This window comes from Terriglobus albidus, from assembly GCF_008000815.1.
GTDB classification, from domain to species: domain Bacteria; phylum Acidobacteriota; class Terriglobia; order Terriglobales; family Acidobacteriaceae; genus Terriglobus; species Terriglobus albidus_A.
In genome coordinates this window covers 258,651-280,155 of the sequence record NZ_CP042806.1, presented here as the reverse complement: position 1 = coordinate 280,155, position 21,505 = coordinate 258,651, and the positions used below count along the sequence as shown (strand labels likewise).

Annotated in this window: 13 protein-coding genes; 9 read left to right on the top strand and 4 right to left on the bottom strand. The window is 59.4% G+C overall.

Features of this window, described 5'->3' with window-relative positions; all coding sequences use genetic code 11:
- Positions 1-17: 17 nt before the first annotated feature.
- Entirely contained in the window at positions 18-707 is a 690-nt protein-coding gene (locus FTW19_RS01120) for a GntR family transcriptional regulator (RefSeq protein WP_187143189.1), read from the bottom strand.
- A 243-nt stretch (positions 708-950) separates the two neighbouring features.
- Here FTW19_RS01120 and FTW19_RS01115 point away from each other — a divergent pair, with 243 nt between their 5' ends.
- From FTW19_RS01115 to FTW19_RS01100, 4 genes are read left to right on the top strand one after another with little or no spacing between them, the layout of a single operon-like run.
- Entirely contained in the window at positions 951-3,776 is a 2,826-nt protein-coding gene (locus FTW19_RS01115; RefSeq protein ID WP_147645865.1) for a TonB-dependent receptor, read from the top strand.
- A 57-nt stretch (positions 3,777-3,833) separates the two neighbouring features.
- The gene (locus FTW19_RS01110) at positions 3,834-5,081 is read left to right on the top strand and encodes a DUF2891 family protein (protein ID WP_147645864.1); all 1,248 of its coding nucleotides are present in this window, start codon (positions 3,834-3,836) and stop codon (positions 5,079-5,081) included.
- A complete protein-coding gene (locus FTW19_RS01105; protein WP_147645863.1) occupies positions 5,078-9,556 on the top strand; it encodes a M14 family metallopeptidase in 4,479 nt (1,492 codons plus the stop codon). The genes FTW19_RS01110 and FTW19_RS01105 overlap by 4 nt, the downstream gene beginning before the upstream one ends.
- 21 nt (positions 9,557-9,577) lie before the next feature.
- Positions 9,578-10,837, top strand: coding sequence for an MFS transporter (locus FTW19_RS01100; protein ID WP_147645862.1), 1,260 nt, complete (start codon positions 9,578-9,580; stop codon positions 10,835-10,837).
- Between the two features lie 14 nt (positions 10,838-10,851).
- Here FTW19_RS01100 and FTW19_RS01095 read toward each other — a convergent pair whose 3' ends face one another.
- A complete protein-coding gene (locus tag FTW19_RS01095; RefSeq protein WP_147645861.1) occupies positions 10,852-11,865 on the bottom strand; it encodes an AraC family transcriptional regulator in 1,014 nt (337 codons plus the stop codon).
- 229 nt (positions 11,866-12,094) lie between these two features.
- Between FTW19_RS01095 and FTW19_RS01090 the strand changes: the two genes are divergently transcribed.
- Both FTW19_RS01090 and FTW19_RS01085 read left to right on the top strand, forming a co-directional pair.
- Positions 12,095-12,994, top strand: coding sequence for an SDR family oxidoreductase (locus FTW19_RS01090; RefSeq protein WP_147645860.1), 900 nt, complete (start codon positions 12,095-12,097; stop codon positions 12,992-12,994).
- Positions 12,995-13,384: 390 nt separating this feature from the next.
- Positions 13,385-15,394 carry a M3 family metallopeptidase gene (locus FTW19_RS01085; RefSeq protein WP_187143188.1) on the top strand — a complete coding sequence of 670 codons (2,010 nt, stop codon included), beginning with the start codon at positions 13,385-13,387 and terminating at the stop codon, positions 15,392-15,394.
- A 254-nt stretch (positions 15,395-15,648) separates the two neighbouring features.
- Here the strand turns inward: FTW19_RS01085 and FTW19_RS01080 are convergent, their stop codons facing one another.
- Positions 15,649-17,514: a mechanosensitive ion channel domain-containing protein gene (locus tag FTW19_RS01080; RefSeq protein WP_147645858.1), complete on the bottom strand. Its 1,866-nt coding sequence runs from the start codon at positions 17,512-17,514 to the stop codon at positions 15,649-15,651.
- Between the two features lie 124 nt (positions 17,515-17,638).
- Between FTW19_RS01080 and FTW19_RS01075 the strand changes: the two genes are divergently transcribed.
- The 3 genes from FTW19_RS01075 to FTW19_RS01065 are packed head-to-tail and all read left to right on the top strand — an operon-like array spanning position 17,639 to position 19,853.
- Entirely contained in the window at positions 17,639-18,175 is a 537-nt protein-coding gene (locus FTW19_RS01075; RefSeq protein ID WP_187143187.1) for a VOC family protein, read from the top strand.
- 44 nt (positions 18,176-18,219) lie between these two features.
- On the top strand, positions 18,220-18,612 hold the full coding sequence (locus tag FTW19_RS01070) for a YciI family protein (RefSeq protein WP_147645856.1): 393 nt from the start codon (positions 18,220-18,222) through the stop codon (positions 18,610-18,612).
- On the top strand, positions 18,609-19,853 hold the full coding sequence (locus FTW19_RS01065; protein ID WP_222705514.1) for an RNA polymerase sigma factor: 1,245 nt from the start codon (positions 18,609-18,611) through the stop codon (positions 19,851-19,853). Before FTW19_RS01070 ends, FTW19_RS01065 begins: the two co-directional genes overlap by 4 nt.
- A gap of 258 nt (positions 19,854-20,111) precedes the next feature.
- On the opposite strand, the gene FTW19_RS01060 is transcribed toward FTW19_RS01065, so the two are convergent.
- A complete protein-coding gene (locus tag FTW19_RS01060) occupies positions 20,112-21,440 on the bottom strand; it encodes an IS4 family transposase (RefSeq protein ID WP_147645855.1) in 1,329 nt (442 codons plus the stop codon).
- Positions 21,441-21,505 lie beyond the last annotated feature (65 nt).

Genomic DNA, 21,505 nt, shown 5'->3' with positions numbered 1-21,505 from the left:
CACTACCGGAACGTACATCATGTCCGGCTGCGGACGGGCTGTATATCCTTTCGCGGATCGCCGCGGAAACCTCCCTGCGGAATGCGGATCAGCGATGTTCTCTCCATCGTACGGATAACGTGCTCGGTTGCCCGGTCGCGCGCCTGCTCCGGCTTACGTGCGCGGATGGCGCGCACCATCGCCTGGTGCTCGTTCACCAGCTCCTTGCCATAACTTGCCATGGAGATCACCAGGTAGAAGTAACGAATCAAGCGGGTCTGCAGGTTCACCGTCATCTCGACCATGATGTCGTTGCCGGTTGCCTGTGCAATCTCGATATGGAAGTTGCGGTTCCACTCCAGAAAGGTCTCGTAACTCTTCTTCTCGCCGGCGTGGTAAACGTAGTTGGCCCAGCGCTCAATCATCGCGATCTGCTCATCGGTGGCGCGTTCCGCGGCCATGGCGGCAGCAGCCGGATCGAGTACAAGCTGCATCTCATTCAGGCTGCGATACTCATCGATCGTAAGCGGCGAGATAGTGTATCCCCGGAAGGGAACAATCTGAAGCAGGCCCTCTTCCTGCAATCGCCGGCAGGCCTCGCGCACCGGCGTGCGGCTGGCGTCGTAGCGGGTGCATAGCTCCGCCTCCGATACCGAAGCCCCCGGCTCCAGATCGCAACTGATGATGTCGTTGCGCATCTCGCTGTAGATTCGTATGGCTTCCGTCACGAGCGAATTATTGCACGCAACCTGTATACAATCCAAGAAATTTTCAGACCGCCGAAAAGCACTGATCTTGATGCAAACCAAACAATTTCGGAATTTGCTGGGGAATTTTTAAGGAAAGCAAGACGTGTAGGGTTTGTAAATTATCTATTGACAAAATCTGATTTCATTTTTATAAGCAAGGAACCCGCAGTTAAAACTCTGTGAAAGGGCGCGGCTGCCATCTGGCTGAGCCCGGAGGATGCGATGCGCCCATTGTCTGGCACCAAGGTCTTCTCCTGTCTACTCCTCTTGTCCTCGGCCGCTATGCTCGCGGCCCAAAGTACCCTTGGTGACATCGCAGGCACGGTGCATGATGCGACTGGAGCAGACATTGCCAATGCCTCCGTCACCCTGGTCAACACCGACTCCGGCATCAAGTCCAGCCAGACCAGCAGCGGCGATGGCAGCTACCGCTTCCAGCAGGTGGCGCCCGGTCACTACCGGCTTGAGATTACGGCAGCGGGTTTCAGCAAGACGGGTATCAGCAATCTGACTGTTAACCTCGATGCTCACCTCACGCAGGATGTGACACTGAGCGTGGGGAGCACCGGCGAAGTCGTGGAGGTCAACGGCTACTCTCCGCAGATCAATACCGAGAGCAACAGTGTTGGCGGAGTGGTGACGCAGGACGAGATCGACAAGCTTCCGGTCAACACGCGGCAATACCTGAATCTCGCGCTTCTTGTTCCCGGCACCAGTCAGGATGCATCGCGTTCTTTCTATAACAACGTGCAGATCGGTGGCGGTTCGGGCTACTACACCAATGGCTTTGTCATCGATGGCGTTTCCAATGTCTTCGCCGAGATGGGCGAGCCTCGCCAGAACTTCCCTCAAGGCGGCGTGCAGGAGTTCAAGGTCAACATCACGCAGTACCCGGCCGAGTACGGTCTCTCGATGGGTGGCCTCATCTCCGTCGTTACCAAGAGCGGGACCAATGCCTTTCACGGTGAGGCCTTCGAGCTGTGGCGCAACAAGGCGATCAACGCGCCGAAGTTCAATCAGACTGTCAATCCGGAGTTCAATCGTAATCAGTTTGGGGGGGATATCGGCGGTCCTATCCTGAAAGACCGTACGCACTTCTATCTGGCCTTTGAGCGCACGCAGACCTCTGAGGTCTACACCGTCGCCGCCAACCCTTCTTATTACAGCGCCAACAACGGAGCATTCTCCAAGCCCAGCCATGACCAGATGTTTACGGCGCGTGTCGACCATAAGCTGACTGACAAGCAGGCACTCTTTGCGCGCTACGCCCAGGAGTGGAACCTGCTCAGCTATCAGGGTTGCGGTGGCGCCACGGTCCGTAATTGTTACAACGGCGAGATTCCACGCCAGTCGCTCGTCGTCGGCCATACCTATACACTCTCGCCGCGGCTGTTGAACGATCTTCGTTTCCAGTACGCGTACGCCTCCTACCAGCTCGGCCCGCCGAACGCTCCTATCCCAACCAACCCTGGCAGTTACTCACAGCAGGTGCTCAACAGCCTACAGACGGCGTACACCTTCCCCGGCTTCAGCTATGGCTTCGGCTATGCCGACACCGGTGTGGAGCGCCGCTTCCAGCTTCTTGACAGCGTCTCTTACGTTCTCGGTAAGCACACGTTCAAGGCGGGTTTTGATGTCAGCTACATTCCGTTCACGGACGGTGCGGCCAGCAACTACAACGGTACCTGGACCTTCGGCACGGACCAGGTCTTTGATCCCAACAACGCATCCACCATCGCCGCGCTGAAGAACCCCACCTCGTACACGCAGACAATTCCGTTCATCTCGACGAAGATACCCACCGCGCCGCTCGGTCTTTATGGCGAAGACGAGTGGAAGGTTTCGCGCAACCTCACTGTCAATCTAGGCCTCCGCTGGGAGCGCCAGTTCGGATCGTTCAATGAGCGGCTGAACTATACGACGGCGCAGTCGCAGATTCCGTTCATCAACAACAACAAGGCTCGCGGCGACAGCAACAACTTCGCTCCGCGTATCGGCCTGGTGTGGGATATCACCGGCAAGTCGCGGGATGTGATCCGCGCCGGCTACGGCATCTACTACAACAACATTCAGACGCTGCAGAACTTCTCGGAGGCTCGCAACCTGGTGAGCTGCAGCATCTCTATCGTCAGCCCTTCCTATCCAAATCCCTTCGGCGCGGGTAAGACGGCGGCGGACTACTGCTCGACGAACAAGCCTACGGTGACCTTCATGGCGCCGAACTTCCAGAACCCTTACGCGCAGCAGTACTCGGCCGGTTACTCGCGGCAGATCTCCAACAATCTCTCGGTCAACCTCGATGGTCTGTACAGCTACAGCTTGCACGACTACCGCACCATCGACCTGAACTACCCCACCAGCGGCACCACCCGCCCGGCGACGGGATGGAACATCATTTATATGCGCGCGCCGATCGCGGCCTCGAAGTACAAGGCGCTCTTTGTCCGCGTCGACAAGCGGCTGTCGCGCCGCCACATGTACACGGTTTCCTACACGCTGCAGAGCACGCGTGATAACAACCCGCAGGCGACGGCTACCAACCCGCTGAATCTGGGGCTCGACTGGGGCCCTGGCAATGCCGACCGCCGCCACGCTCTGGTAGCCAGCTTTGGATATCAGCTTCCCTGGGGCATCGTGAGCAGCGGCATTCTTACGCTTCGCTCGGCCACGCCGTTCAGCGCCTATGCGGCGACGGTGAACGCTGACTCGATCACCCAGTATGTTCCCGGAACTACTCGCAATCAGGTTAACCGCGATGTGGACTTCTCACTGATTAACACGTACCGTGCGTCCCGCGGTCTGGCGGCAGTCGATCCATCCACAGTCCAGAACAGTGCATACAAGTCTTTCGATCTGCGGCTGCTGAAGAACTTCCGCATCCACGACCGCTTCAGCCTCGAGGTCTATGGCCAGGCCTTCAACCTCTTCGGCGCCAATAACTACCTCTACAACAGCATTACAACCTCGGCGGCATCGGCCACCTTTGGCCGCGCTACTGACTCAGGCAATCGTCAACAGGGTGAGCTGGCGGCCCGCTTCACCTTCTAACGTCGTCGTGACCCGGGTCCCGCTGCGCGGCGGGGCCCTTTTTCTGCGAGGGCAGGCATGGCAGTTGGATGGAAGTCGTTGTCATTGGTTATCACGCTGGGCTCGGCTGTCGCCGCGGCCCAGCATCGTTCTGTGGATGCGTCGAAACTTGCTGCCTACGGCAAGTCATTGCCAAAGGTGACGGTTCCCACCTTCGGGCTTGAACAGGCCACTTATCTGGCGGCTTGGCCGCTCTCCTGTGTCGATCATCCGCAGGCAGCGCCGGAAGGCGCACAGTACCTGTGGCTTTACGGAGAACGCCCGAAGCTCCCGGTCGATTACGACAAAACCCGCGCGTTTTATGGCTGTTATGATTGGCACTCCGCCGTGAACAGCACCTGGATGATGGTCGCGCTGTCCAAGGATTACCCCGATCTTCCGCTACGCCGCCTCATGCAGGAGAAGCTCACCGAGCATCTAGGAGAAAAGAACATCGCCGGCGAGCTGGAATTCTTCAAGACAGCGAAGAACTTCGAGAAGCCCTACGGCTACGCCTGGCTTCTGAAGCTGCACGCCGAGCTCAGCACATGGAACGATCCTGAAGCGGCGAAGCTCACGGCGAACATCAAGCCGCTGCAGGAGTTTTTCTCTACCAAGCTGGTCGACTACTACGATCATCTTCCAGTCGCCTCGCGCGCCGGTGTGCATCCGAATACTGCGATGTCCATGGTTCTGGTGCTCGATGCGCTGAGCGCTGTACCCAATGACGCGTTGAAAGCGGCTGTGGTGCGCAACGCCAACCGCCTCTTCGTTACTGATCGTGACTGCCCCACAGCCTTTGAGCCCGGCGGCACCGAGTTTCTCTCGCCCTGCCTGGCAGAGGCGCAACTGATGAGCCGCATCCTCCCGCGGGAACAGTTTCCGCAGTGGCTGGCCGATTTCCTTCCGCCCCTGGAGTCACCGCAGTTCCAGACGCTGGCAAAGAGTGTCGATGTCTCCAGAATCACAGATAAGGAAGAGTTTGCCGGCAAGTCGCACCTCATCGGTCTTGCCTTCGATCGTGCCTACGCCATGACCGAGATTGCTGATGCACTTCCAGCGAAAGACGCGCGCATCACACTGCTGCAGCAGCTTGCGGCCATTAACGCTGCCGGCGGCTTGAAAGGCCTTCCCGATGCCGGCTATCTGGGTTCACACTGGCTGGGTACTTATGCCGTGTTGTATCTGCGCACGGCACGTCATGCTCCGCCCCAGCCTTCGGGGCCCGCAAACGCTCTTCCTCCCGTCGACTCTACCAAACCTGTGAACGGAGACAGATCTCGATGAAACGTCTTGCACTGCCGATCGCGTGCACGCTTGTGCTCGCCGCCACGTCGCCGCTGCACAGTCAGAAGAAGAAGCCTGTTACTCCAGCACCGGCGACATCGAAGCCTGCCCCTGCTGCGGAGGCCGCGGCTCCCGCACCCGCGGTGGAGAAGGAGACCTTCCTCGAGAATCCATGGCAGCTCGGCATGCTGCTGCAGGACACGAATGGCGACAAGATCGCCGATGCTGTCTGCGGACACATTATCGTCCCCACAAATCCCAATGCCGCGGAAAATGCTGCCGCCGCCAACTTGGCTGCACGCATCGGATATGAGAGCTCAGCGCTAACGCTGCCTGTCGTGATTCAAGGGGCTCCGCAGGCCGTGACAGGGTGTACCGGCAGCGCCCCGAATATCTGGATCGGTGAGAGTTCCGTTCCGGCCGCATCCTCCGCGGCAGTTCATGCAGTCGCTGGCACGCTCGGTTTCGGAGAAGGAGCGGTAGTAGCTGTGGATGGCGGCATCGCCATCGTCGGTCCGGATCCTGTTGGTTTGCTGAATGCCGCCAACGCGTATGCGCAGCGTGCGCCGTTCCTGTGGTCCGTTCCGGGAGACAAAATTGGTCTCCCCGCAAAGAACATTAACGCGGCTCTCGTAAAAGGAAAGAGCACTGCGAAGACGGAGCTGCAGGCACTGGTCTTCGCCGGCAACAACAGCGGTATCCGCCGAGCGGTGTTAAAGCTCGATGGAACCATCGATGTAGCCACGCTGCAGAAGCTGCTTAAGCCGGAAGAGGGAACCGGAACTGCCGTATCCTTCGGCGTCGTACGTGAAGTACAGATCATGCTCGGCGAGACACCGCTGACATTCGCCGGGTCGGCTGCGGCTCGCGCGGGCGCGCTACCTGCCATGCCGGAAGGCAACGGTGATGCCCGAGTTCTCGATCTCGCCCGCCTTTACACCATCAAGGGACTGCTGACCGGCAATGCCAAGAAACCCATTCCTGCCGGTACCGCCGCAAAGCTCTATGTTCCCGCAGGACAGCAGGGAATCGCGATGGCCAACCTGGCAGCGCGCATCGGTCTTGAGACGGTTGGCATTACGCTTCCGCTGGCTGTGCCTGAGACCGGCGTCACCGTTTCGCAACTGCAGGGCACTCCTGTCATCGTCGAAGGCTCGCCCGCAGCCGACCACCTGCGCGACCTGCTCGCCGCCAAACCCAATATCGATCTCGACAAGATGCAGCCGGGTGCGGGCAAGGCTCTCCCGGCCCTTGCTGCCGGCGAAGGCGAGCTGCGCATCGTGGATCACGCCGCAGGCAAGAGCGACGCTCTGTTGATTCGCGGCGACAACGCGGGAGCTGCGGCTGCTCTGGACTATGCCGCGAATCATCTTCCTTATCTCTGGGAGCCGAATAAGCGCTATGCCTCCGTGGAGGAGGTGCGCGACGACCTGCGGCATTTCTTCGGACAGAAGTCGGATGTCGGGCAGGCCGCCGCCGCGCTCTACCATCTCGACCAGTGGTCGGCGAAGCTTGCCAAAGAGCATCCCGCTGGACTCACCAGCATCCGCGCCGAGATCGATGTCGATGAGGTTGATCCTAAGCTCAACGGCTTCATTCGCGACATGCTCGCCGAGCGTCTGCACACCACAAACATTGAAGTCGTTACCGGCAGCAAACACGCCGGTGTGAAGTGCTGCGACGGCGATGTGCCCATGCACCTGCAGTCTGAAGTTGCTTCTTTCAAACAGGCCGCTCCTACCTTCGCCGAAGACCTCACTTTTGAGTGGGAGGGCAAGCGCATGCTGGCTACCGCGCAGAAACTCGCCGCGCAGGCTCATGCGGGCGAGCCTGTGCTGGTGCAGGCAGGCGTGAGTGAAAGCCCGGAGCAGCGCAAGCTGCTAGCCACACATCTCAAGTCCGCGCTCGAAGCAGCGGGCGTCAAGAATGCGCGCGTTGAAGTTCTCTCCTCCTATAAGCAGGGCTATAGCTGGCTGGTCGATTCCGTCGAGCCCGAGCTCGCCGCGAAACATGCTGACAAGCTCACCATCGAATTCGCTCCCTATCGCGATCCCAAGAGTGAATCCACTATGCGCACCGAAGAGCGTTGGGTGCAGGAACTCTATCCTGTCGACGAGATCCTGGCACGCGATCTCAAGCTTCCATTGGCCAATATTGCCTTCAAGAAGATGACGAGTGACAGTGGCCCCACCTATCGCGTGCGTGCCTTCGATAAGTCGGGTAAGGAGATTGTCACCCGCGAGTTCACCACCTATGTGCATCAGCGGCCTTACTCGACCGAGTTCAATAACTACGAGCAGGTTGGCATCGAGACCGGCTGGGTGACCTTCGCTTCAGCCGATGGCACCTGCATCGCGACCGAACGCGTGCCTACCGACGTAGAGATGTTCTGGGAACACTACCAGGACGCCACCATGCCGAAGATCATTCACTACGTCCTGGCTCAGAGCAATGGCAAACCCAAGCTCGAATACCAGCCACTCTTCGACACGATCAAGGTTGACTTCCACATGAGTGAGCCTGACTATGCTCTCGGACTCGATCAGGAACGTATCTCTTCGCTCGAAGGCTTGCAGGAAGATCTTCTCTTCGCGACGCAGAACTCCTTCTATATCTTTGGCAATACTTTTTCGACCGGCATCATGGATTACATGGGGCGCATCGTCCCCATTGCGCATCTCTCCAATGAGGGCAAAGATCCGCGGATCCATGTTGAGTTCTACGGTAGCGATGCCTCGCACCCGCAGGTCAAGCTTGCATGGAAGGCCGGCGATGCGGGCGATGAGTTCAAGCGCGATCTCTCCGCGCTTGAAGCCGGCGACCCGCGCCTGGTAGCAACCCGCATCCAGCAAGGTTCGGATGCCGTGACCGCTCTTACGTGGAGCCTGCCGGTCGCAAGCAATGAAGACAAATTTGAAGAGTGGCGCAACCTCGTCACCGAAGACACGCTGGAGCGTACTGTCCTCTCTGCCGAGCAGGCGAAGGCAGAGCTTGCTTGGCTTGAGAAGATGCACGCGGCCGGGCTATATACCGCGCGCATCTCTTATCCCCATCTGAAACAGCTCGCCTTTGAGTTTGAGTTGCCTCTCGAGCTGCATCCTGCCGAGCACACCAAGCCGGAGGAGATCGTTGCGCAGGCCGCCGTGCCCGCACCGGTGCATCCGCGGCCGCAGATCGCGGACGTTACACCTGCCGTGCAGAAAGCCGACAAGACATACGTGCAGTGGGATCAACCGATCGGGCTCGACGAGAATGAGCGTCTACTCTCGCGCCTGTCCACCTTCCCGGGTGTGAACGTCTATTGGATGGGCCGCAGTTACATGGGTAACAACATCTGGGCGGCGGACGTCATGCTGCCAACGCCCTCCGCATTGCGCTCCATGGCGAAGGAGACGACGCTGAAGGCAGCCATCGTTTACTCCGGCCGTCAGCACGCCAACGAGGTCAGCAGCACCAGTCATATCCACAAGTTCGCTGAAGAGCTGGTACTTGATGCCGCGCGCCGTAAGTCGCTTGAGAAGGTGAACGTCGTTCTTCATCCCATCACCAATCCGGACGGCGCGGAGCTGGCGATGGACCTGGCCAGGATCACACCCGACAACATGCTGCACGCCGGCTATCACGCCTCGCTCACGGCAGATATGATTACCGGCCTTTGGGAGCAGGACCCGCTCTATCCCGAGTCGCGCACACGGCGTCAGCTCTGGGAGGCGTGGCTGCCGGACGGCTTCCTCAATCCGCATGGCTATCCCTCGCATGAGTGGGTGCAGCCCTTCTCCGAGTACTCGGCATGGGTCATCTCGCGTAACGGAGCGGAGCTGGGACGCGCATGGTGGGCTCCGCGTGGATGGTTCACCAGTCTCTATTACTTCAACGATGCCGACCATCCGCAGAGCAAGACCGTGAACTACACGCTGCGCGACTACATCGTCGACGGCATGGCCAAGGCCCCGGGTGTGCTTGATATGAATACGCGCATGAACGCGCGTTACTTCCGCTATGGCCAGCAGTGGGATCCGCGCGCCTTCCAGCAGCCCATCTATAAAGGTGTGCGTGTTTACATGGCGGTTACGGGCCAGCAGCCGGGCGCACGCGCGTCAGCCTTCAGCGCGCGCTTTCCGGACGTGACCTACGACGACGGCTATACCGAGGCTCCGGACGAAACCGCACGCGGTGAATGGTTACATCTTGTCGCCGGCGCCGGGCTCGCATACGATCATGCTCACCTGCAGTTCCTTACCGATGGCAAGTTCAAGATCAAGCGTACGCAGAAGGAGTTCTTCGATGGCGTGCAGTGGTCTGTGAACCGCGATCGCCCAGTTCTGCCGGAGACCAAAGAAGCCACATCGGCGGCGGCACCGGGGCAGCCTGCAACAGCAGGCACCGCACCCACCGGCACGGCTGGTGAGCCGCTGGAGACGAATCCGACGCCCGCAACGCCGCAGCCCGCACCTCCAACCCCGGCGCATCACTAACCCTCTGAAGCAGGAGCATCTTTGACGGACAGCCTGGCAAACAATCCAGCCTTCTGGTCCCTGGCCAAGCAGCCGGCGCGGCGTAATGCTTTGCTGGCCGCCGGCTTCGGCTGGATGCTCGACAGCATGGACGTCATGCTCTACTCCATGGTTATTCCAGCGGCGCAGAAAGACCTTGGCATGAGCTCCGCCACGGCTGGTCTGATCATGAGCTTCACCCTGATCGCCGCCGCTGCCGGAGGTATAGGCTTCGGTTTTGTCGCGGATCGCCTGGGCCGCACGCGTGCTCTCTCACTTTCGATCCTGATCTATACCGTCTGTACCGGCCTCTGCGCCTTCGTCCATACGGTTCCGCAGCTTGCGATCTGCCGGTTCTTACTCGGCATCGGTATGGGCGGCGAGTGGGCTGCGGGCGCGGCGTTAGTTGCGGAGACCTGGCCGCAGCAGCACCGGGCCAAGGCCCTCGCGCTGGTGCAGAGTGCATGGGCTATCGGCTATGCCTTGGCTGCCGCAGTCGTCGCGCTGATTATGCCGCACTTCGGTTGGCGCGCTGTCTTTCTCGCGGGCCTCTTTCCTGCGCTGATCACGATCTGGATCCGCCGCAAGGTGAAGGAGCCGGAACACTGGACACCCGCGACCAACGTCTCTGCCCGCGCACTCTTCCGCGGCAAGCTCGCTCCGCGCACGCTGGTGATCACCAGCATGAACGCCGCCAGCCTCTTCGCCTGGTGGGGACTCTTCTCCTGGGCGCCGTCGTTTCTCTCTGCCCCGGTCAGCAAAGGCGGTCATGGTCTCGATGTACTGCACACGTCTACGTTCACCATCGTGATGCAGCTCGGCACGTTTCTTGGATATGTCAGCTTCGGCCCCTTGGCAGACCGCTTTGGACGCAAGCCGGTCTACGTCACCTTCCTGCTGATGGCCGCGCTGGTGGTGCCGCTATACGCAGTGGTGAAGACGCCGACGGCGTTGCTGTTGCTCGGCCCGGTGGTGGGCTTCTGGGGCACAGGCTTCTTCAGCGGCTTCTCCGTTATCTCCAGCGAGGCCTTTCCCACGGCGCTACGCGGCCGCGCGATGGGCTTTGCTTACAACCTCGGCCGCATCGCCAGCGCGGTCGCACCCTTCACCGTGGGCCGCGTTGCGCAGGAGCGCGGGTTTGGCTTCGGACTCTCGATTACGACTGCGGGCTTTCTGCTCGCTGCTGCGATTGCGCTGTTCTTACGGAAAGAATGGGCAGCGATAAGCCAAAACGAAGTAGAACCCACGGTTGCTGTCACTTGAGTAATTAATCGTGATCACCCATGCACCGGGTGCACCATGTCCCGCTTCTGGGACGTGGGCATTCGAGCTACGCTCGAACCGTTTTTCACTTCTCGTGGAGAGTTCGTTTCTAAAAGTCGAGTCTCTCCACACCCACGCACATACTGCCGCGGCGAACATCCCATCTCCCGCTTGAACGCAGTGCTGAACGCGCTCTCTGACTCATACCCCAGCGACAACGCAATCGCAGCGATTGAATCCGAAGAATTCGCTAGCTTATCGGCAGCCAACAGCATGCGCCACCGTGTCAGGTACTCCATCGGAGAAGAACCGACTGTCTCCTTGAACTTCACCGCGAAGCTGGACCGCGACATGCTCGCCTCTTCGGCTAGTTGCTGCAGAGTCCATCGCCGCGCCGGTTCATTGTGGATGCAACTCATCGCCGCACTGATCTGTTTATCCGCCAGCGCAAACAGCCAGCCAACACTGCCGTTCCCCTCTTCCGCCAGATGCAGACGCAGCGCCTGCACCAGCATCATGTAGGTAAGCTGCTGCGCAATCAGATATCCGCCCGGCTGCGGGTCGCGCAGTTCCTGCATCATCCGTTCCAGGCACCACCGCATCGCGGCGCGGTCTGACTCTTTTGCGAGATGCACGATGGGCGGTAGCACCTTCAGCAGCATGCTGCTGTCGCCCGAGAGCGCAAAGTGCCCGCCCAGCCCGAAGCACGCGCCTCCGCCGTTGTAGGTTGAAATGGCGCCATTCAGAGGGAAGCGAAAGATGGTTTGGGCATCGACGGGCGGCAGCGAGAGATCGCTCGCCATCCGGAAGCGACGGCCTGAGGGCAACAGGTAGCAGTCGCCCGCGGAGATATGCACCGGCTCGGGAACACCGTCCACCGCAAGCCAGCAGTCGCCCGAGACCACTGCGTAGCACTTGATGCCGTTATGCGGCCCGAACTGGATCGACCAGTCGCCGCCCATATCCATACCGCCGGAGGTATAGCTGCGCGGCTTCAGCAGCGACAGGACAGCCGAAAGGGGATCCATAGAGCATTTCTCCTGTAGGTGTAATGTAGGGATTCCGTATCTATGGGCGTTTTCCGCAATGAAAACGCCGCTGCACTCCCCTTCCGGGCTACCCAGCAACAGGAGAAATGCTCTAGCTATATTGGACGCTCGCGAAGGTATTACGGATTCCTAAGCATAGATCGTATGTTGAGCATCACCTATTGTCTCGTTAGAGGGGCTTTCACCCCCTCTAACGAGGAGAGTATCGATGCGGGTTTTCCTTACAGGCGCAACAGGATTTATCGGTTCGGCGATTGTTCCGGAACTCATTCAGGCCGGCCACCAGGTCCTCGGCCTTACGCGCTCCGATGCGGGCGCGGAGCAGCTCCGCCACGCGGGAGCAGAGGTGCATCGCGGCGACCTCGAAGATCTTCAAAGTCTGCGGAACGGAGCAGCGAATGCCGATGCCGTCATTCACACCGCCTTCAATCATGACTTCTCCCGGTTCGCAGCCAACTGCGAGACCGACCGCCAGGTGATCCAGGCTATCGGCGAAGTGCTCGCCGGCTCCGACCGTCCGCTGATCGTCACCTCCGGCACCGGCATTGCGGGCCATGGAGGCAACGGCCACATCGGTCTGGAGACCGATCCTCCGGTGAGCTCGAAGATCATTCCCCGCGGCGCTACCGAAGAAGCCGCTGCTGCGGTAGCAGAAAGCGGAGTCCGCACCATGGTCGTTCGTCTACCCCAGGTGCACGATACCGAAAAGCAAGGTTTGGTCAGTTATGCCATTCAGATCGCACGCCAGAAGGGGATCTCTCCCTACATCAGCGAGGGACGCAATCGCTGGCCCGCTGTGCCCCGGTTTGCAGCGGCAGAGCTGTACCGCCTCGTGCTGGAGAAGGGCGAAGCAGGCAAGCGCTACAACGCCGTAGCAGAAGAAGGCGTCACGATGCGCGAGATCGCTGAGGTCGTCGGCCAGGGTTTGAAGGTACCGGTAGTCTCGATCTCACAGGAACAGGCCGCCGAGCACTTCGGCTGGTTGGCCATCTTCGCCGGTCTGGATATGCCGGCCTCCAGCGCATGGACGCAACAGGTACTGGGTTGGAAGCCTGCCGGACCGAGCCTGATCGAAAATCTGAAGAATATGCGCTACTTCGGAAGCTAAACGAGTCTCAGGGAGTGCCTACGTTTCGGAGCCCAAACTCCGGGTGCCCCATCCATCGCATCGCGATGGGCGGGATGTTCGAGCGAAGCTCGAATCGGGTAGGAGTCGTGGGCTTTTTAGCCCTGGGCCTTTCCTCTAACCGACAAGAGAGCCCAGGGCTGAAGCCCATTCACTTCTTATCCTTTATCAGCGGGCTGAAGCCCGCTGCTCCCACCCATTTTTGCGGTTGTCTGAGACCACGTCAGACTAAATGAATTTGTCGGTACGGCCAGTAAAGAAAGCCTCGTCATGTCAGCGGGGCTTTTGTCTCTCAGTGCGTTATCCTCATCCCAATCCAGATCGAATCGGAGCACGTCGCTTGTGCGCAAACTTCTTGCTGCAGGATTGCTGATGAGTACACTTACCGCCGCCCCCGCCATCGCCGAAACGCCCGCCAACGATCCGTTGCATGTCTGGATCGGCAATCCCGATCCTGCCGGCGTCACAGCCTGGGTGCAGCGTCACCTCGACGATGTCGCCCGGCTGGAGAAACAGATTCTCGAAGTTCAGGGGGCGCGCACGGTAGAGAACACCCTGGCGCCTTTTGATGAGATGGGCCGCGCCCTCTCCACGGCAAGCATGGGGCCGTCGCTGTTGAACAATGCCTCTCCGGTGAAGGAGCTACGCGATGTGGCGCAGACCGAACTGCGGCGCGTGTCCTCTGTTGGTGCGGAGATCTCTCTCAATCGCAAGCTCTATGACGCGCTGGTCGCCATTAAGACTGACGGCCTCGACGCCGAGACGAAGCATTATCTCGAGCGCGAGCTGCAGGGATATAGGCTCTCCGGTGTCGATAAAGATGAGGCCACCCGCGCGAAGATCCGCGATCTGCGGGATAAACTCACCGCCGTCGCTCTCCAGTTCAATCGCAACATCGCCGAAGGTACTGCCAGCATCAAGGTCAAGGCAAGCGAGCTCGATGGTCTGCCCGCCGACTACATCGCCCGTCATCAGCCTGACGAACACGGCATGGTGACCATCACCACCGACGAGCCTGATTATCGGCCGGTGATCACCTATGCCAAGTCGGCCGCATTACGGAAGCAGCTCTACCTCACCTACATGGGCCGCTGCTATCCGGCCAACAAAGGTCTCCTCGTCCAACTCATTGCCATGCGCGAAGAGATCTCCCAGTTGATCGGGATGAAGAGCTGGGCTGAACTGTCCAGCGCCGACAAGATGATCGGCACACCCGGCAACATTCAGTCGCTGATCGATGACCTCGACAAGGCAGCACGCCCTGCCATGGACAAGGAGTACGCCCAGCTTCTCGCCTTCGCGCAGAAGCAGGAGCCCGGCCTGACGCAGATTCCCGACTACTCTGCCTCGTATTTTGGCGAGCTCTTCCGTCGCGATCACTTTAACTTCGACTCCCAGGCAGTACGCGCCTACTTCCCTTATGAAGAGGTCGAGAAAGGCGTGCTCGACACCGCCGCCCGCATGTTCCACATCGAGTTTGTTCAGATGAAAAACGCTGTTCTCTGGGATCCGTCGGTCAAGGCTTTCGATGTCTTCGACCGCTCCACGCCAGATCGTCAAAAGATCGGCATCATCTATCTCGACATGCATCCGCGTGCCGGCAAGAACAAGTGGTTCAATGCCGGCACGGTCGTGCAGGGTAAGAAGGGGATTGCCCTTCCCGAGGCTCGTCTGAATGCAAACTTCCCGGAGCCAACGGCAACCGATCCCGGCCTGATGCAGTACGCCGATGTGGTGACCTTCTTTCACGAATTCGGCCACATGCTGCACGGCATCTTCGGCAACCGTCAGCAGTGGGCCGGCACCGGCGCCTTTTCGATTGAGTGGGACTTCGTCGAAGCGCCTTCACAGATGCTGGAAGAGTTCTTCGCCTCAAAGGCCGTGCTCGACACCTTCGCCAAACACTACAAGACCGGCGAGCTGATGCCGCAACAGCTCTTCGACGGTATGATCCGCGCCGACGAGTTCGGACGCGGCACTGCTGTCGAGCGCCAGCTGCAGTTCTGCACCTACGCGCTGGAGATGTTCCATCTTCCGGCGAAGAACGTGGACGTGGATAAGCTTTGGTACACAGCACAGGCGAAGTACTCGCCTTATGCCGGCACACCGGACGTGCGCATGTATGCCACCTTCACACATCTGATCAGCTACTCATCGAACTACTACACCTATCAGCTCAGTAAGGTGATCGCGTTGGACTTCTTCGGTCAGTTCGATCCAAAGAACCTGCTCGATGGCCCGGCAGCTATGCGCTATCGCAAGACGATATTGGAACCGGGCGGCACGGCGAGCGCGAATACTCTGGTGAAAAACTTCCTCGGACGTCCGCAGCAGTATGAGGCGACGAAGAAGTGGATCAATGCAGAGTTCGTAGGTAAGTAGTTAATTGAATAACTGAATGATTGAATAACGTTCGGGGTGCCCCGATACCGGGTGCCCAGGTCCCTCGGGGACCTGGGTATTCGCGCTCCGCGCGAATAGTTTTTTAGTTTTGTCATCCCGCAGGGATCTGCTTTCCCTTGGAAGGGTACTGGGTAGAGAAGCAGATTTCTCCGCTCCCTTCGGTCGCTGCGAAATGACAAAAAATAAGCGGGTCCTGCGCTACGTTCAGAATGACAAATGAAAAGGTGACCCGTCTATCCCACCTTCTCCCCGGTATGCACCGCAAGCGCAGCCGGTTTGTGCATCACATCGATCACGCGCTGATACAGCCGGTTCCGCGTCTCGAAGCGTTCTGACGCCCGCGTGATGTAGCGGATCACCAGGTCAATCCCAGCACCAGAAGGGCGCAGGTTGATCGCCGGATCGGCGCTGAACTGGCTCAGTCCATACTGCCGTGTGCTGCGTCTCCACTCGTCTTCGGCGAGTCGTGCGCTCTTCTCCGTCTCCTGCACGATGACGTTGTGAATCTCCTCCACCACTTCATACGTGTTATCCGATGCGGGGATGCTCACGGAGATCTCGTCCCACATCCACTGTCCCGTGGTGGAGAAGTTGAAGTATTGTCCACGGATGGCGAAGCTGTTGATGAAGGTCACGCGGCGGCCGGTGGGGTGCCCCTTGGCGGTCCAGTTGCCTGTCTCGAGCATCGTGGTGCGGAAGAGATTGATCTCGATCACCTCGCCGCCGACTCCATTGATCTCTACCCAGTCGCCAACACGAATGCCGTTTCTGCCCATCAGAACAAACCAGCCGAAGAAGGCGAGGATGAAGTCCTGCAGCACAACAGTAAGGCCTGCGGTTGCGAGGCCCAGAATGGTCGTCATCTGTCGCGGAGACCCGAAGACCACCAGCAGGATCAACAAAATGCCCAGTACCTGGATGCCCAGTTGCAGGATCGTCTGCAGCGTCTGCTTGCGTCTGCGATCAAGCGCCGGTCGCTCGAGTAACCGCAGCAGCAGCATGTCGGTAAGTACCATGCAGATCAGGATGGCAACAATCACCGCCAGCGACTGCAGCAGCAGATGCAGCACGATCCGATGCTGCAGGAGCACCTGATCGCTCCACTTGCGATAGACATCGGCGAGCTGCTGTTGCGATTGGATGCGGTCGTCAAAGATGCTTAGGATCTGCCGCTCAGCGGCACGCTCCTTCAGGCTGGCGAGCCGTGAGGCATGGTCATCGCCGCTGGCTGCCGCGCTGTTGGCCTTTGCCTCCAGCGCATTGTGCTGCGCGGTCAGGGCTGCGATGTCCGCGTTCGCCTGTTGCAGCGCCTGCTGGATCAGTTGATAGCGGCTGCGCTGGTTCATCCATGCCCGGATGCGCCCCGCCAGTGTGCCGTACTGTCCCGCGGAGAGAACCGCCGTCTGGGTGTTGCCATGCGCTTCGCTGTCATACTTCTTTACCGCGGCTTCGCGCTCGGCAAGCTCTTCCTGAATCCGGCTGCGCTGGTCGCCGACCGCACGCGCCAGATCCTGCTGCGCGTCGGCAAGTTGGTCCGTATCAAGCCCAAGTTGCGCCTTGGCGATCTCCAGATCGTCGGAGTTGGCGACAGCCTGTGCGGCTCCACCGGAGGCGCTTGCTGCCGGAGCGGAAGCGGGAGTTAAGGCTTGCACCGCTGCCTGGTCCTGCTTCACAAGAGTCTGCAGCTCTTTAACTTTTTGCGAGAGCTCCAGTGCCTCTCCGGAGAGAGACTTGTGCTGCACCTGGGCACTTGCCAGCCGTAATGCCGAAGCGAAGGCCTGGTCTACCTCATGGTCGGCCAGCTTCTCAGCCTGACGCGCATACTCTACCTCTTCCGCGGTCACCGCCAGCGAAGCCAGGGCCTGCGCCGTCTGCCACGGCCGCGTATCAACAAGAGTGTCCTGGTCGGCCAGCACCCGTGCTTTGCCCTGTCCTTTCAGGAAGGGGAGATGGGCCATTGAATCGCGGGTCGTCCAGGAGACGACCAGAAAGAACACCAGCAGCGCCGCTAACGCCAGAAGCAGCACCAGTTTTGTGCGTCCGAAAACAGTCCGCCGTGTCGTGGGGGCGGGCGCCGGCGCATGGGGATGCGTTGTCATGCCTGTATTCTCACAGGTTTTGATTAAGACCGGTGATATCTCTCCGGGGCTGAAATTATTTTCACGGCCATGTCGAGAAGTCGATCCCTGGCTCCGACTATCGCGTGAAAGGGGAAAGTCAGCCATGTCTAACGCCAACTCACTTACCCGCCGCCGGTTCGTCGCCACTGCAGCTTCTGCTGCCGCCCTGGTCGCGGCTCCATCTCAATCTCACTCGGAGGCAAGTCAAACCATGCGCACCTACGATACAGAACGAACCACCTTGACCCCATACCTTCTCTTCGACGGCAACTGCCTCCAGGCAATGGAGTTCTACCATTCCTGTCTGGGCGGCGAGCTAAAAGTGCTCAAGGTGAAGGACTCGCCTGTGAAGGATCACATGCCGGCCGAACACCAGGAGAAGGTTCTCAATGCCAACCTGCGCAGCGGTCTGCTTGAGATCTCAGCTTCTGACTGGCTGCATCCCGACAGGAAGATGGCACGTGGCAATATGAACTGTCTCTATCTCAGCGGAGGGATGCTGGAAGCCCTTACTGGGCTATTCCACAAGCTCTCCGACGGGGCCGAAATCACCGATCCGCTGCAGCAGCAGTTCTTCGGCGCCTACGGAGCTCTCAACGACAAATTCGGTGTCCGCTGGATGTTTGTCACCGGCAAGTAGCAACATATCTCACACAACAGAAAGAGATTTGAGGAGCAAAGTACATGAACTACATTTTGTTGATGACCAGCAACAAGGCGGGCGTGAACTCATACCGTCAGTGGCCGAAGGCAGATGTCGAGAAACACTTCGCCTTTCTACATCGCCTGAACCAGGATCTCACCGAGAGCGGCGAGTTTATTGCCAGCGAGGCTCTCGCCGGTCCCGAGCAGGCGCGGATCGTCACCGCTGGAAAAGATGGTATGCCCATCACCGATGGAGTCTTCCCTGAATCCAAAGAGTTCCTGCTCGGCTACTGGATCATCGATGTCGAAAGCCAGGAGCGCGCCTATGAGATCGCCGCACGGCTCTCCGCAGGTCCTGCGCCGGGAGGAAGCGCGACGGCAATGCCGATCGAGGTACGGCAGATCATGACACGGAAGGCCGGGGATCTGTGAGCGAGGCCCTGACTACGGAACTCGACGAGCACTCCCAGCACCTGTTGCGCGACCTTGCGCCGCAGGTGCTGGGTATTGTCGCTCGCCGCTACCGCGACTTCGCTGCCGCGGAAGACGCCGTACAGGAGGCGTTGATCGCCGCGGCGCTGCAATGGCCGCAGACGGGCGTTCCGGAGAATCCGCGCGGCTGGCTGATCCGCGTGGCCTCGCGACGCATGCTCGATGCGATCCGCAGCGAGATCGCACGCAGAGAACGTGAACAGGAGGTCGCCCTTGATGCTCTTCGTCAGGATGCTACAGATGTAGATCCGGATGACACCCTCACGCTCTTCTTCCTCTGCTGTCATCCATCCCTGACGCCGGCATCGGCCATTGCGCTTACTCTCAGAGCAGTCGGCGGCCTAACCACGGCACAGATCGCCCATGCCTTCCTTGTGCCAGAGGCAACGATGGCCCAGCGCATCAGCCGTGCAAAGGCGGCGATCAAGACTGCGGGGTCACGCTTCCACATGCCCGAAGGCAGGGAACAGAGCGAACGGCTCGCGGCGGTACTGCATATCCTCTACCTCATCTTCAACGAAGGCTACGTCGCCAGCGCCGGAGAATCGGCGCAACGTATCGAGCTCTCTCAGGAGGCGATTCGCCTGACACGATCACTCCATGCCCTGATGCCGGAGAATCCCGAAGTCGAAGGCCTGCTCGCACTGATGGTGCTGACGCATGCGCGGCGCGAGGCACGAACCGGACCAGGAGGAGAACTGATTCCGCTCGATCGTCAGGACCGTACGCTATGGAAACAGCCGGAGATCGCCGAAGGTGCAGCGCTGCTGCAGAAGGCCATTTCGCGTGGAGCTGTCGGCGCTTATCAGCTTCAGGCAGCCATCGCCGCACTGCACGATGAAGCCCAGCGAGCCGAAGACACAGACTGGCCGCAGATTCTCGCTCTCTACGAGCTGATGAAACGCATCTCCGATAACCCGATGGTCGCCTTGAATCACGCCATTGCCGCTGCGATGGTTTATGGACTAACGAAAGGGCTTGAGCTATTGCGGGCTCTCGATGCCGATGAACGCATCGCCAGGCATCATCGCCTCGACGCCGCTCGTGCTCACCTGCTTGAGATGGCCGGTGACTACAAGGCCGCTATCGCCCATTACCATATGGCGGCTACCCGCACGACCAGCCTGCCGGAACAGCAGTATCTGCAGACACAGGCCGCTCGTTTGTGCGAAAGGCTATAAGCGGAGCTTCAAATTTGGGTGCCCTATCCATCGCATATCGGGGCCTCCTACAAGCCTCGCTTCGTTGGGGTGGATACGCGAAGCTTATGTGGGCATTCGAGCGAAGCTCGAACCGGGTGGGAAAAGCGGGCTTCAGCCCGCTGATATAACGTGAGAAGGAGTGGGCTTTAGCCTTGGGCTTTCCCTGATTTCGTAGGAAAGGCCCAGGGCTAAAGCCCATTCGTATAAGGCGGATAAACCGTGGGCTGAAGCCTAATGTCACTTACTTTTTGTTTTTGGTAGAGGGCCGAAGTGATGTTTGGAGGGGAAGGATTTGCCTCTACCCCAGACTTCTCTGGGGTAAGAACGTTTTTTCTTTCGTTGAGGCAGCTTTGCTTTGGAGATGTAATCGAGTAGCCGGTCGTAGGTTTGTTGTCTGAGGACTGGGTCTGGAGAGCAGAGTTTAGGGCTCATGGCATTGATCAGGCCGTAGGCCTGCGTGAAGCTCAAGATTCGTGGATCGACGCCGGCCCTGCGGGCGGCGGTGGCCATAAAAGCCCTGACCAACCCATAGGCTACGACGGCGATAAGCAACTCTTTCTCTACCGCGGCTTGGCTTTTGCCATGCAGGTGCTCCAGCCGCAGAGTTCCCTTCAGGGTTCTGAGATCCAGTTCCAGATTCCAGCGTTCTCCGTACAGAGCGACGATCTCGTCGGCCTCCTGCTCCAGCGTGGTGAACAGATAGAGGCTGTCGCGAAAACCCTTGGCCGAACACACGATCAAGCGGCCTTTTATTTCAGCATCCGCCAGCTCTGGGTATTTTTTGCGTTCCTGCGCGCTGGGTTTCCAGCACACCAAAAACTCCCCCTGAGCCGGCAGAGATTTACCTCCCAGGGAGAGGGCCCGTGCCTTGCTCAGACGGAACAGAGCTTGATGCCCGCTGCCGATCACTTCCTGCGCAAAAGCGAAGATCCCGAAGCCGCCATCCCCGATAATCACACTGCCTGCGGGTGCCCGGCTCAGAACCTTCTTCGCAAGGTTTTGCTCGCTCACCGCCTCCGGTCCATACATCGGTCCCCAGGCTGGACGTTGTGCGATCCCTGTCCGCACATCATGCAGGCAGACCCACTTCATGATCCCCCAGTGACCGAGACCGTGCTGGTTTCGGCCCGCTGGAAATGCCTTCAAGATATCGGCTGTATGCTCCAGGCGCACACTGCTGCCATCCAGCAGCAGCACCGGGCGACCCCATTTCGCCTCCGCTTCGATCTGACCGCTCAGTGCGGCCAACGTCTGATCGCAGACCTGTTCCACCGTCTCTGGGGTGATTCGCCCACATGCCCGGGCGTAGCCGCCAGTGTTGGCTGAAATACGTCCCCCTTGCACGCGCTTGCTGTTGGGTAGCAGCCTATCCAGACGACCACCCAACAGCGCATGAACAGCTTCCTGCTGCGTCCCGTGTTCACTCAGACGCTGCAGCAACATCATCTCCACCACTACCGGCAACGTGTAGATTTGGCCACCACCGCCAAATTCCCCCCACGAGATAACAGGAACAACCCGTTCAAACAACTTCAGTAGGTTTTCTGCTTCTGCCTTGATCTCCATCCAGACCTGACGCGATTCCCAGAGCTCTTACAGATTGCTTCTTATCTCCCTCTCCTGCACACAAT